The following is a 13,921-nucleotide window of genomic DNA, read 5'->3' as shown; positions in this document are numbered from 1 at the left end:
GGATTAAAACATTTTATCAAGAGATATTATATGAATTTTTATCAGCAATAGTTAAAGATATTTGTTCAAACGCAAAAAAAGAACGTCCACCTAAGCGGACGTTCTCTTATTAATCATTCTGTAGATACAGCTGGGTCAGCCTGTTCTTTAACAGGTACAATCTGTATAAAGTGATCTTCTGGGTTAGCGAGTAAGGCGCGAAGTAGATTTGCTTCTTCTGCCTGCCCGTCGTTTTCGAGTAAATCAGTATATTTACCAAGAAGCTCATTAACATCTTTTTTACCATTTTCGCTTAAGCTCATGACCGAAACTTTAGCACCTTTAGCAATCCTTCTCATAATCGCTTCTGCCGTTAAACCAAGTTCAGGCTGTTGGCGAACATAAACGACACCACCAGTCATACCGGCGCAAATCCAAGGACCTGGGTCTCCTAACACTAATCCACGACCGTTCGTCATGTATTCAAAGGCAAACCCTTTAATGTTTGCATTGGCGCCAATATTTCCAGTCTCTTTTTCAGGAATAGGCTGCTTCACAAAACCGCCGACAATTAAATCAGCACCAGAAAGACGAATACCGGCACGAGCATCGGCATTACCTTGGGCTACAAGAAGACCTTTTTGTGCCCCATATCCGAAACCTTTCCCGACAGAACCATTGTAATAGTTGCCATTTTTTCCTTTGGACTTCAGGATGTAGATATTTCCGCCAAAAGAAGTTTTACCAACTCCATCTTGACCGCCGCCGTTAACAGTGATCTCAATTCCACCACTATTATAAGCTCCTAAACCATTACCAGGAATCGATCCATTCTTATACTTAAGCTGGACAGGAGGAAGTTGTTGGTATGAACCATCAAGTCTTCCGCGTACACGATGACAAGAAACTCTGCTTGCTAAGACACGCTGTTCAGAAGTGACGCTGTCAAATTCACGAGAGGAATGTAATTCATCCACGCTCGCATCTAAATACTCAGCACCAACGGCTACCTGCATTTGGACCTCTTGCAATGCCTTGGATTCCTCTGTTTTTGTGAATTGGCTAATTTCTAACGGCTTTAATAAATACGATAGGCTAAGCTGATTTTTTCCTTTAACCTGCTCAAGTAAATCAGAACGTCCAACTGCATCCTGCAAATTAGTAATTCCGACAGAAGCCGCCAGAGCTTTTAGCTCACTTCCAAAGGATGAGAATAAATTCATAATTCCATTAACAGCTAAGTCAAGCTGACGTGGGACAAAGCGGCGAAGTCCATGTTCTTTCGCTTGAACTTCTGATTCAATCTGAGTTGCGATACCAACGTGACATGTATCTAAATGACATCCACGGCATGTTGTACAACCGATTGCAAGCATAGATAATGTTCCGAAGCCAACACGGTTTGCGCCGAGAAGCATAACCTTCATAACATCCAGAGCACTTTTCATCCCGCCATCTGCCCAAATTTCTACTTTATTACGGAGTCCGCTTTCAAGCAGGGCATTATGGGCTGCTTTTACACCGATTTCAACTGGAAGTCCAACATGCTGAAGCGCATGGATTCTGGCAGCACCCGTACCGCCGTCAAAACCGCTTAATGTAATGATATCGGCACCAGCTTTTGCAATACCAACTGCGATAGTCCCGATATTTGGTACTACAGGTACTTTAACGGCAATTTTCGCCTGATCATTACCTGTTTTTAACTCTAGAATCATTTGCGCAAGATCCTCGATTGAGTAAATATCATGGTTGTTTGATGGTGAAATTAAGTCTGAACCAAGTGTAGCATTACGTGCAGCAGCAACCTTGGCAGTTACCTTCGAACCAGGTAAGTGTCCGCCTTCTCCAGGCTTTGCACCCTGACCGATTTTAATTTCTAAAAGATTAGAAGAGTTTAAAAGCTCTGCGTTTACCCCGAAACGTCCAGAGGCAATTTGCTGTCCTCTTGTTTTTGGATATTTACCAAGCATATCCTTGATTTCGCCGCCTTCACCATTTAGAGAGACCATGTTTAGGCGGTCAGCACCTTCGGCATATGCTCTAAAAGCAATCTCATTCTGTGAACCAAACGACATCGAAGAAATTATAAATGGTAAATCATGCTCACCAACTGCAATATTAACATTATCTGGCGAGATTGCTTGATTGCTCTTCTTTAATTGAAGTAAATGGCGAATGGTCGTCGGATTCTGCTCTTCTTGTTCACTGATTTTTTCCCGGTAAGCACTGTAGTCACCAGTTGCAGCAACTTCACCGATAGCCTTCCAGATACGAGGGAAGAGGTGGAAGGTTTTACCGACTCTTTCCTTCTCATTCTGATAATGCGCAGCTCTTGCAAAAGCATCATTCTTCATTGCTTCAAAATCATTCTCAATCTCTTTAGAGCCAAAAAAGTTAACAATATTCAACACTTTGGCAATATCTTCGTGTAAGCCGATACTGGAGTAAAGTCTGCCATATCCGCGTAGTTCATGAATCCCAATGGTTGATATTACTTTTTCAAGTCCTTTTGATAACGCACTGTAAAGGTTAATCAAAGGTTTATTGTTTTCATCGAGTACGGTCATGAACATGTAATATGGACTGATTAAATCTGCGCCTAATCCAAAAACAGTAATCATGTCATGCAGGGAACGAATAGCAGCTGAGCGAAGGACTAATGAACAATTTCTTCTTAATTCAGCTGTTACTAATGCTTGGTCAACGGCAGATGTAACTAAATGTGGATCAATCCAGTAAAAGTCATCCTGATGTGCGTTTGCGTCATCGAGGACGATTAATGACTTTCCTGAAGTGACCGCTTGAACGGCCTCATTCGAAATTCTTGTTAAAGCACTATCAATGTTTTCATCTTTCCTAAAAGTTGTTGAAATAAACGCAACAAGCTTTTGCTTTTGAAAGTGGTGAACCACTTGATCAAAGCTAGGCTGACCAATGGCTTCTGAACAGCTATAACCAGCTTTGCCCTCTATAAGAAGGGGAGTTGTTAATTCAAGAAGTGTTTCAGTTTTTTCGTTATTGAATAAACCAGGACGTTTTCCTATAATCACTCGCGTAGAAAAATGCTCCGTTTCACGGTCGCGGTCAATGGCTGGATTTGTAACAACAGCTACACTTTCTTTTATATAATCGGCAATGTTTTTGCGCTCAGGATTAAGCGCAGCTAGTGGTGCGTCATGTCCTAAGGAACGAATTGGCTCAACACCCTTTTCCGCCATTTGCTCGATTAATTGAATGTGATCTCTTTCCCAGCCAAATGCTTTATATTGCCCATTATGAATTTTGTCGGGATAATTCATAGTAATTGTTTTCTCTAATGTAGGTACTTGTAAACGCAATCTAGAATTTTCAAGATTTAAGCGGTTAGAATATCGGTTATAAACCTCTGTTTGGAAGCGTTTCTGCTCGAAAACTTCTAATTTATTATTGTTCCACTTAAAGCCGACCTTTTCTCCAGGAGCTAAAGGCTTAGGATCATTTACATATTCACTGGAAGGAATAATCCCTGGCTCGGATGAAAATAAATAAGAAGTTTCGATTTCTAGCATCCAAAGCGGGCGTAGGCCTAATGCATCTACACTAAAAACCGCTTCATCTCCATACCTGGAAATAATGCCAGCTGGACCTTGAGCAAAATGGCCCCAAGCTTCACGAATATAAGTATATAAATCTTGTAACTCCTGAGAGTAGGCTTTAATTTCATTGATAATTGGCGGGAATAAAAGATCCATTGCCTCGAATAACGTATACCCTTCACGGCAAATTAACGTTTCCATTGTCCGGCTTAAATCCTGCGAGTCACTGCCGTCCTTTACGAGTGGAACCCCAATCATTCTCGCTTCGTCACGAAGCTTTGCAATCGTATTAATTTCTCCGTTGTGACCAAGCACACTAAAAGGCTGGACCCGGAAAAAACTAGAAAGGGTATTCGTAGAATAACGGTTATGACCGAGAGTAATCGTTGATGCAACAATTGGACTGGCTAGATCTTTGTAATAACGAGGGAGTATATCGCCAGCACCCATGACTTTATATACGGCATGATTTTGGCTTAGCGACGCGACATGAACATGTTCATTGGTTTCTAAATCGACGATTGCTTCGAATAAGATTTTCGTTAATGCTTGCCCTGATTTTTCAGAAAGGCAGGCAAATTGCCAAAAAACCGGATTCTCCTGGATAGCAATAGGTCCTAATGCACTTGAATCGGTTACTTGATTTGTTTCAAAAATAATATCTAATTCAAAGTTTTTTAGTTTCTGAAGTAATTCGTGTTTAGTAGATAACCAGTCAGCCTTTTGGCTGATAAAAACATGACCTACAGCAAAACTCGCATTTTCTGTGTGAGAGGGGTCTACACCGGCACTTTGCAATTTTTCTTTCCAAAGTGCTTTTGGGATATCAACATGAATCCCAACGCCATCACCTTCACCGTTAATGAAGCCAGCACGATGATTCATGGTAACTAAGGCATCTATGCAATCAAAAATGTTTTTTCTAGTAGGCAGCTTGGTTTTTTCAAGACAAGCGACAATTCCGCAGGCATCGTGTTCATGCTTATGGAAATCTTTAAAAAGGGAAGGGGTCCATCTTTCATTCATATAAATTGGCTTCAGCGGAGATCCTCTAAAGCCGCTTCACCTCCTATTTATCTTTTTAATGTGAGAAATTATGACAAATAAAGCACAGTCCAATAGAAAAATTTGTTTTAAGAATAATAAATTAATATTATCATAAGAATTTTCAGAAATCAAATAAATATACAAGAATGTGGATAGAAAATTCAGGGAAAATTTCGCGATGGAAAGTAAAGGAAAGTGATAATGTAAACGTTTTCAAAGGTGGATAACAAAATAAAGAGAGTGTTAACCACTCTCTTTTAGTGCATGAAAAATGTATATTTATTCGTTCTTAAGTAGAGAAAATGCATTATTTACTGCATGAAGTGTAGCCTCAATGTCGTCTTCTGTATGAGCAATGGTTAAGAACCATGCTTCATATTTAGATGGTGCAAGATTGATTCCTTGTTGCAGCATTAACTTGAAGAACTTTCCGAACATTTCACCGTCTGTATTTTCTGCTTGCTCATAGTTTTCAATTTTTTCATTTGTAAAATAAACTGTAAGCGCACCCTTCAAACGATTGATGGTAATTTGAATATCATGTTCTTTCGCTGCTTCTAGAATTCCTTGTTCAAGTATGGCACCTAAACGGTCAAGGTACTCATAAACTCCCTCTTGCTTTAGGACCTCGAGACAGGCAATCCCCGAAAGAATGGAAGCTGGGTTTCCAGCCATTGTTCCCGCTTGATAGGCAGGTCCAAGTGGTGCCACTTTCTCCATAATTTCTTTGCGTCCGCCATAGGCTCCAATCGGCAGACCGCCGCCAATAATTTTCCCTAGAGCTGTTAAATCAGGCTGGATACCTAATAAATCCTGTGCTCCTCCATACATAAAGCGGAAAGCTGTAATGACTTCATCATAGATGACAAGCGCACCCGCTGCATGGGTAAGGTCGTTGACCTGCTGTAGGAAACCAGGTTTTGGCTCAACAATCCCAAAGTTTCCAACAATCGGTTCCACTAGAACACCTGCAATTTGGTCTCCCCATTTTTCTAATGCTTCTTTAAAAGGTTCGATATCATTAAAAGGAACGGTAATCACTTCTTGGGCGATACTCTTTGGAACTCCTGCTGAATCAGGGGTCCCAAGGGTTGATGGACCTGACCCGGCAGCAACCAAAACAAGGTCAGAGTGACCATGATAACAGCCAGCAAACTTAATAATCTTATCTCTGCCTGTATAGGCGCGTGCAACCCGAATCGTTGTCATGACTGCTTCTGTACCTGAATTCACAAAACGAACTTTTTCTAAGAATGGCATAGCTTCCTTTAGCATTTTTGCAAATTTTACCTCATGCGGAGTAGGCGTGCCATAAAGTACTCCGCTTTCGGCAGCCTTTTTTATCGCTTCTGTTATATGGGGATGAGCATGCCCTGTAATAATTGGCCCATAAGCAGCTAGAAAATCGATATATTGATTTCCGTCGACATCCCAAAAATAGGCGCCTTGAGCACGCTCCATTACGACAGGGGCACCGCCGCCAACTGCCTTGTAAGAACGGGAGGGGCTGTTTACACCGCCAACAATATGTTCTAACGCTTCATTATGTATTCGTTCAGAATTTGTAAATTGCATTTCTTTTCCTCCTTGAAATGGATTCCTTCCTATAATAGCACTTTTTTATTCGACTTTTATTTGTTTTACTTTTGAAAAATTTTACGGTCCGCCTTTTTTATATGGATTGTTGATATTTTATTGTCCAAGCAGGCATAGAATTAGACTAACTGACTCTACCCGAGGTGTCCGCTGATGTTTTATTTTTTATTACCAATCGTAATCTTTTGTATTTTTATGAGTATCAGGACGTTGTTTATTCCTAACACGATAAAAGGAAAGTTTGTTTCAATTGAAAATGCTCTTTTTTTGGGTTCTATCTACTTAACTGTTATTCTCGGATTTGGACTGATCTATTTATTGTTTGAATTAAAAGGAATCTCATTACTTGTGGAAGTAAATGATGAAAACAACTATAACTTGTTCGAAACAAGCTTTTATTTTAGCGCAATGACATTATTTTCTGTTGGGAATGGAGATGTAATTCCCCACGGCTTAGGAAGGATGGTTGCAGTAGTGGAAGCTTTAATTGGCTATACCATGCCTGCAGCATTTGTTGCTCGTGCATTGATGGACCGCGAAGTTAATGAAATTAAATAGTTGTATTGTTAATCCTGTTTGGTTAGGCTTATGGAAGAGTATATTTTCCATGAGGTGATGTAAGATATGACAGTTGATGTAGGCAAACAAGCTCCTGATTTTGAATTGTTAGCTAGCAATGGTGAAAAAGTAAAGTTGTCAGATTTTAAAGGCAAAAATGTTGTTTTGTATTTTTATCCAAAGGATATGACACCAGGTTGTACGACCCAAGCATGTGATTTTAGGGATTATCACGGTGACTTTTCACAGTTAGATTGTGTAATTATTGGCGTCAGCCCCGACCCAATTGAAAAACATGAAAAGTTTATAGATAAGTACAACTTACCTTTCTTACTTTTATTTGATGAAAACACAAGAGTTTCTGAATTGTATGAGGTTTGGAAATTAAAGAAGAATTTTGGTAAAGAGTATATGGGAATTGAAAGATCTACATTTGTCATTGATAAAGATGGTAAAATAGCAAAAGAATGGCGAAAAGTTAAAGTTAAAGGGCATGTGGAAGAAGCTTTACAGTATGTAAAAGAGAATTTAGCATAATAGTTAGGAAAAAAAGCGGGGGGGGGGCTCCCTCGCTTTTTGTTAATATTGTTCTTATAACTCCTTTGACCTATAACCGAAACTACCAGAAATTTCTTTGCTGATATCTAATAAATAACAAGATATTTCATGATCTTCATTTTGAGGGATAAACTCAGAAAAGCCTACAACCGTTACAGCTCCAAGGAGGTTTTTCTTATAGTTTAAAATCGGAATGGAAACGGAAGAAACGGATGGGACCAGCGGTTCCCTGGCAAAGGCAATTTCTTTCTCCCGGATGGAATCGCATTCCGCCTCTAGCTGACTTATGTTATCTGAAGAAATCTGCATAAATTCCTTCGCTTTCCACTCCCGAATCTTTTGCTCTTCCATGAAGGCAAGAAAGACTTTGCCTGTAGCAGAACGAATAGGGAGAAATGTCCCAATTTGAGCACCAATATTAAGCCCGCGATTGTTGTTAAAGTCTCTAACAATCATTGGACCATTTTGAGTCCAGGTCGAAAATAAAACGGTACTCGAACTCTTTCCGTTTATTTCATTTAGAAAAGGTGAGATTCGATCGATTACATTTTCTTGATCTACTGCCGCCATCCCATATTCAATTAACTTGCTTCCCAATACATATTCTCCGGTATCCTTGTTACGATAGAGAACGCCTAATTGTGTAAAGGTATTCAAATATTTATAAAGATTACTTTTGGTAATCTGTGTTAATTCCTGAATTTCAGAAAATCTTAACGGTCTGCCTTGTTTGGCGATTGTTTCTACAATGCCCATCCCGACTTCTAATGATTGGATGGTGGTTCCTTTTTTAATTGCTTCCATATCAAACCTCCTAATGACCCTAATCCTTATATTATAATAGCTAGTGTTCTAAACAATTATAGTGAAGTTCTTGAAAAATGGAAATTTTTATTGCTATAGTAATAAAAAGACCTGTAATAATGATATTATCCCCTTTAAGTAGACAGTGTAAAAAAACCACAATAGTTATTGTCGGTGGTCCACTTATACTTGGAGGGGATTTTTCAATGGCTAAAAAGGGACAAGAATTTAAGAGTTATACTGATGAATTTAAGTTACAAGCAGTTATGAAGTATATCAATGGAAATAAAAGTTATGCGGTTTTAGCTGAAGAACTTGGCATTAAAAATTGTACTCAACTTAAAGTTTGGGTTAGGAAGTGGAAAGATGGGGAACAGTTTGATACAAGAGTTGGAGCTACTAATCCATTCAAAGGTAGGCCACGAACCATATTTAAATCCGTCGAAGAAGAAAGAAATTATTTGAAAGCGCAGGTGGATTATTTAAAAAAGCAGTATCCAAATCTGGTAAAGGAGGAGAGGAAATCACTCAACAAATCAAATATGAGATCATTGATGAATTAAAAGATACCCATCGTATTACCTGGTTGTTAGAGATCGCTTATGTTAAGCCAGCTAGTTACTATAAGTGGAGGGCTACTCAGAAAGATAGAGCAGAAAGAGCCAAACAAGATCAGGATATAAGAGAACACATGATGGGGATTCATTTACTTCATCCTGAATTTGGATACCCTCGTATGACCACTTGGTTAAATGAAAACGATTATTCAATTAATCATAAAAAGGTATACCGTCTTATGAAGGAAATGGAAATTCAAGCTATCATACGCAAAAAGAGGAAACGACATGGACACACACCTTCTGTGATACAACCTAATCGTCTTAATAGAAAATTCGAGGCATTAGCTCCTAATCAAAAGATGGTTACGGATATTACATACGTTTCGGATGGTAAGCAATTTTATTATTTATCGGTCATTCAAGACTTGTTTAATAATGAAGTTGTAGCATGGGAGTTATCAAGAAGAAATGATCTTGAACTTGTCTTAAATACTGTTTCTCAATGGACAAGCAAAAAAGACGTAGCTGAAGCCGTTGTACATTCAGATCAAGGCTTTCAGTATACGTCTAAGCTATACAACAAACGACTAGAAGAATACGGCGTAAAGGACAGCCACTCTCGCTAGAACAGTGTAAAACAGAAGATGAGATTAGACAAGCAATCGAAGATTACATCTACCACTATAATTACAAACGTTTTCAGAAGAAACTAAACCAACGCGCGCCAGTTGAATACCGACACGCGTTAGTCGCATAGTTTTTTTTAAGCTGTCTACTTGACAGGGGTAAGACCAAAGTTGTCTTAACCCATATTGGTCTGGGTAATGTAGATAAAAAGAGTGTATCAAAAGTATTTTCAGATGCAGGTTTCAAAGGGGAAATAATAGCTGCTGAAGATGGGCTCGTAATTAATCCATAAATCTAAAGGAATTTGGCATTATTACAACAAAAGTCAGCCTATTTTCTATAGAAAAGGCATTTGTCCAATGCAAAAGAATGCAATTTGAATATCATTCTATTAGGGCATACCTCCTCAGATAAAACTTGAAGGGTCGGTAATCGACCCTTTTTTTTATGGAATGACTGTCACCTCTTTGTTTCGTATTTTATTGGAAGTCCAATAGGTGATATGATTGAAGTAAACAAAAGGGGTACATATTTTAAAACAAAGAATAATTGGGGGAAAGAAATATGAAGATATATACGAAAACAGGAGACAAAGGGACTACATCATTAATATATGGGCAGAGGGTCGCAAAAAATGATTTACGAGTTGAGGCATATGGGACCTGTGATGAAACAAATTCGATGATTGGACTGGCATTAAGTTATTTAAAAGATGAATCTTTTCAAAAGAAAGAATTAATTGAGAATATGTATCATAAAATACAAACAAATCTTTTTCACGTTGGTGCGGAGCTTGCCACCCCTAAAGGAAAGGAAGTCAAGTGGTCTCTCAATGTCAGTGATATTGCGGAAATGGAAGAGCATATTGACAAATTAAATGAATCCCTTCCAGAACTGACTAATTTTATTCTCCCAGGAGGACATTCCGCTGGTGCAGCCTTCCATGTTGCACGTACAACGGCTAGAAGAGCGGAAAGATGTGCAGTTTCATTGGGGGAGGATGTCAATCCTCTTGTATTAGCTTATTTAAATCGACTATCCGACCTTTTATTTGTAACAGCACGATATGTTAATTATGTTGTGGGGATAAAAGAGCAGACATTACACCAAGAAAAATAATAACAAATACCTAATAATGATATTACAATATTGACAAAAGTATTAATTCCTTAGTAAACTAATTATAACAATTATAATTTAAGAATATTTTTGGAATAGAGGTGCATGGCGATGAATCAGTTAAAAGAAGCTTTGGAAACCTTAAAAGAAACTGGAGTACGTATTACTCCACAACGTCATGCGATACTTGAATATTTAATAAACTCGATGTCACATCCTACAGCAGATGATATTTATAAAGCCCTCGAAGGGAAATTCCCTAATATGAGTGTGGCAACAGTTTACAATAATTTACGAGTATTTCGTGAGGTTGGTTTAGTTAAAGAATTAACCTATGGTGATGCTTCCAGCCGATTTGATTTTGTCACATCACATCATTATCATGTGATTTGTGAGAACTGCGGGAAAATCGTTGATTTCCATTATCCTGGGTTAGACGAAGTGGAGCAACTTGCTTCGCATGTCACAGGATTTAAAGTGAATAATCATCGTATGGAAATTTACGGGACTTGTCCTGAGTGTACTAGTAAAGAAGTACATTAATATTGTAAACAAAAAGCCGATTAAGAAATCGGCTTTTTGTTATTTGACTTTTTATTATAAGATTCATCGAACTCTTTGCCTTCAAGATTTGGGTCCAGTGTCAAAGGTTCGCGGCAATACATACACATATCCACTTTCCCAAGCATTTTAGTGTGTTTTCCACAGCTTGGACATTTTACTTGTATGGTTTTAGTTGATAACATCCCGATCCAGAAGTATACGACTGTACTTGCAATAATAAATAACAGTCCAAAAAGCATGAAAATGGTCATAATAAGTGGTGAGTTGCGAAAGTATATTCCGCCATACATAACTATAAAGCCGATAAATATTAAAGATAATGCAAAGCTGCGGATTTTATTTATTTTACTTGAATATTTAGCCATAATTCTCCCTCCTAGACAAACTATACCATATTTACATCTTCTGAAAAAATGTTATGTTAAAGAATGTCGAAATTTGTCTTCTATATAAGAAGGAGATTTATTATTACTGTCGAACTAATAGTTATCGAGAAAAATGGAGGAATGATGGATGAAAGACATTCTTCGGCCCATTTATCAGGAACGGGCTAGTCAATCCAATACCCTTGGTGTATTGATGATAGAAAAAAGCTTTAAATCAAGCCATACTACAGACACCTTTGATGTTATCCTTTTAATTATTGTAAAAGAGGGAGAACAGCCGTTATTAATAAAGCATTATACTTATAATGACAGCAAGGCAGCGATGCATATAATTACGGAGGCCCAATTAAAGGATTGGCTTTTATTAGGCACGAACCGAAAAATATTTGAGTGGCTGCATACCGCAAAAATTTTATTTGATCGTAATGAGTATATCGAAAATCTTAAAACAGAGCTCCGTGAATTTCCGTTTAATGGACGTAAGATTAAAATGGGGTTAGAATTTGCTAAGTTAATAAGAAGGTATGTCGACGGAAAGGCTCTCTTTGAAAATAAACAATATCTTGACGCCTATAATTATGTTGTTCATTCTCTTCACCACTTAGCACGACTTGCCGTAATTGAAAATGGGCTTCATCCTGAATTAACGGTTTGGCAGCAGGTTAAACAAATAGAACCTGAAATAGTAAAATTATATGAAGAACTAGTAAACAGTGAAGAGCCAATTGAAAAAAGGCTGGAGTTATTATTTTTAGCCAGCGAGTTTTTGATACATTCTCGTACGAAAGTTGGTTGTGCTCATCTGCTAGAAGTTCTAAGTACGAAAGAATACTGGTCTTTCAATGAGATCCAGAATGATAACGAGTTGATCCCTTATTCTGTAGATTTGGCGGTCCTAATTGAGTATCTAATTGAAAAAGGGTTAATTGATGTTGTTAGTCTAGAAACAAAGGGACATGGTATTTATCATCGATGTTACCAGGTTAGTAAAAAATTATTGTAAAAAATAATAAAAACTATTGACCTTTTTTGAGATACTTGGTATATTAATAACCGTCGCTGCGAACGAATGAAATAACGTTATCGCGGGTGACGGTTTTCTTTTTTTAAAAAAATAATATTGACACTGTGAAATGACATGTGTTATATTATAAAAGTCGCTTGCGAGCGATAGTGATAATTGTTCTTTGAAAACTAAACAAACAAGAACGTCAACAAAAAATATTAGTTTCTTCTATAGAAACTAGCCAACGTAACAAATGAGCTATATCAACTTTCTTGGAGAGTTTGATCCTGGCTCAGGACGAACGCTGGCGGCGTGCCTAATACATGCAAGTCGAGCGAATCAAAAGGTGCTTGCACCTTTTGATTAGCGGCGGACGGGTGAGTAACACGTGGGCAACCTGCCTGTAAGACTGGGATAACTTCGGGAAACCGGAGCTAATACCGGATAATCCTTTTCCTCTCATGAGGAAAAGCTGAAAGTCGGTTTCGGCTGACACTTACAGATGGGCCCGCGGCGCATTAGCTAGTTGGTGAGGTAACGGCTCACCAAGGCGACGATGCGTAGCCGACCTGAGAGGGTGATCGGCCACACTGGGACTGAGACACGGCCCAGACTCCTACGGGAGGCAGCAGTAGGGAATCTTCCGCAATGGACGAAAGTCTGACGGAGCAACGCCGCGTGAGCGATGAAGGCCTTCGGGTCGTAAAGCTCTGTTGTTAGGGAAGAACAAGTATCGGAGTAACTGCCGGTACCTTGACGGTACCTAACCAGAAAGCCACGGCTAACTACGTGCCAGCAGCCGCGGTAATACGTAGGTGGCAAGCGTTGTCCGGAATTATTGGGCGTAAAGCGCGCGCAGGCGGTCCTTTAAGTCTGATGTGAAAGCCCACGGCTCAACCGTGGAGGGTCATTGGAAACTGGGGGACTTGAGTACAGAAGAGGAAAGCGGAATTCCACGTGTAGCGGTGAAATGCGTAGAGATGTGGAGGAACACCAGTGGCGAAGGCGGCTTTCTGGTCTGTAACTGACGCTGAGGCGCGAAAGCGTGGGGAGCAAACAGGATTAGATACCCTGGTAGTCCACGCCGTAAACGATGAGTGCTAAGTGTTAGAGGGTTTCCGCCCTTTAGTGCTGCAGCTAACGCATTAAGCACTCCGCCTGGGGAGTACGGCCGCAAGGCTGAAACTCAAAGGAATTGACGGGGGCCCGCACAAGCGGTGGAGCATGTGGTTTAATTCGAAGCAACGCGAAGAACCTTACCAGGTCTTGACATCCTCTGACACTCCTAGAGATAGGACATTCCCCTTCGGGGGACAGAGTGACAGGTGGTGCATGGTTGTCGTCAGCTCGTGTCGTGAGATGTTGGGTTAAGTCCCGCAACGAGCGCAACCCTTGATCTTAGTTGCCAGCATTCAGTTGGGCACTCTAAGGTGACTGCCGGTGACAAACCGGAGGAAGGTGGGGATGACGTCAAATCATCATGCCCCTTATGACCTGGGCTACACACGTGCTACAATGGATGGTACAAAGGGCTGCGAG

At 39.5% G+C, this 13,921-nt stretch carries 12 protein-coding genes and 1 rRNA gene (1 of these 13 only partly in view); 9 read left to right on the top strand and 4 right to left on the bottom strand.

The window, feature by feature from the left end:
- Positions 1–113: 113 nt before the first annotated feature.
- The gene (locus QFZ31_RS15510; protein ID WP_307304126.1) at positions 114–4,583 is read right to left on the bottom strand and encodes a glutamate synthase-related protein; all 4,470 of its coding nucleotides are present in this window, start codon (positions 4,581–4,583) and stop codon (positions 114–116) included.
- 300 nt (positions 4,584–4,883) lie between these two features.
- Positions 4,884–6,179 (bottom strand): glutamate-1-semialdehyde 2,1-aminomutase, encoded by a 1,296-nt coding sequence (locus QFZ31_RS15505; RefSeq protein ID WP_307304124.1) that lies wholly within the window; start codon positions 6,177–6,179, stop codon positions 4,884–4,886.
- A 174-nt stretch (positions 6,180–6,353) separates the two neighbouring features.
- Here QFZ31_RS15505 and QFZ31_RS15500 point away from each other — a divergent pair, with 174 nt between their 5' ends.
- Positions 6,354–6,758 (top strand): potassium channel family protein, encoded by a 405-nt coding sequence (locus QFZ31_RS15500; protein WP_306458524.1) that lies wholly within the window; start codon positions 6,354–6,356, stop codon positions 6,756–6,758.
- Positions 6,759–6,824: 66 nt separating this feature from the next.
- Positions 6,825–7,295: a thioredoxin-dependent thiol peroxidase gene (gene bcp / locus QFZ31_RS15495; RefSeq protein WP_307304121.1), complete on the top strand. Its 471-nt coding sequence runs from the start codon at positions 6,825–6,827 to the stop codon at positions 7,293–7,295.
- 54 nt (positions 7,296–7,349) lie between these two features.
- On the opposite strand, the gene QFZ31_RS15490 is transcribed toward bcp, so the two are convergent.
- A complete protein-coding gene (locus tag QFZ31_RS15490) occupies positions 7,350–8,120 on the bottom strand; it encodes an IclR family transcriptional regulator (RefSeq protein ID WP_307304119.1) in 771 nt (256 codons plus the stop codon).
- 77 nt (positions 8,121–8,197) lie between these two features.
- Between QFZ31_RS15490 and QFZ31_RS15485 the strand changes: the two genes are divergently transcribed.
- From QFZ31_RS15485 to perR, 5 genes are all read left to right on the top strand, one after another.
- Positions 8,198–8,683: a transposase gene (locus QFZ31_RS15485; RefSeq protein WP_307304117.1), complete on the top strand. Its 486-nt coding sequence runs from the start codon at positions 8,198–8,200 to the stop codon at positions 8,681–8,683.
- Positions 8,644–9,306: an IS3 family transposase gene (locus QFZ31_RS15480; RefSeq protein WP_307311592.1), complete on the top strand. Its 663-nt coding sequence runs from the start codon at positions 8,644–8,646 to the stop codon at positions 9,304–9,306. The genes QFZ31_RS15485 and QFZ31_RS15480 overlap by 40 nt, the downstream gene beginning before the upstream one ends.
- Entirely contained in the window at positions 9,255–9,437 is a 183-nt protein-coding gene (locus QFZ31_RS33845; RefSeq protein ID WP_373459919.1) for an IS3 family transposase, read from the top strand. Before QFZ31_RS15480 ends, QFZ31_RS33845 begins: the two co-directional genes overlap by 52 nt.
- Before the next feature lie 434 nt (positions 9,438–9,871).
- Positions 9,872–10,426 (top strand): cob(I)yrinic acid a,c-diamide adenosyltransferase, encoded by a 555-nt coding sequence (locus QFZ31_RS15475; protein WP_307304115.1) that lies wholly within the window; start codon positions 9,872–9,874, stop codon positions 10,424–10,426.
- Between the two features lie 105 nt (positions 10,427–10,531).
- Entirely contained in the window at positions 10,532–10,969 is a 438-nt protein-coding gene (gene perR, locus QFZ31_RS15470; protein ID WP_179602546.1) for a peroxide-responsive transcriptional repressor PerR, read from the top strand.
- 20 nt (positions 10,970–10,989) lie between these two features.
- Here perR and QFZ31_RS15465 read toward each other — a convergent pair whose 3' ends face one another.
- Positions 10,990–11,358: a YgzB family protein gene (locus QFZ31_RS15465; RefSeq protein ID WP_306077285.1), complete on the bottom strand. Its 369-nt coding sequence runs from the start codon at positions 11,356–11,358 to the stop codon at positions 10,990–10,992.
- 145 nt (positions 11,359–11,503) lie between these two features.
- On the opposite strand from QFZ31_RS15465, the gene QFZ31_RS15460 reads away from it, so the two are divergent.
- Together QFZ31_RS15460 and QFZ31_RS15455 are read left to right on the top strand one after the other, a co-directional pair.
- The gene (locus QFZ31_RS15460; protein WP_307304111.1) at positions 11,504–12,379 is read left to right on the top strand and encodes a nucleotidyltransferase-like protein; all 876 of its coding nucleotides are present in this window, start codon (positions 11,504–11,506) and stop codon (positions 12,377–12,379) included.
- A gap of 272 nt (positions 12,380–12,651) precedes the next feature.
- A 16S ribosomal RNA gene (locus QFZ31_RS15455) occupies positions 12,652–13,921 on the top strand; it runs 280 nt beyond the window's last position.

The organism is Neobacillus niacini (assembly GCF_030817595.1).
GTDB classification, from domain to species: Bacteria; Bacillota; Bacilli; order Bacillales; family Cytobacillaceae; genus Neobacillus; species Neobacillus niacini_G.
The sequence above is the reverse complement of the archived record's forward strand: the minus strand, read 5'-3'. Positions and strand labels throughout refer to the sequence as shown.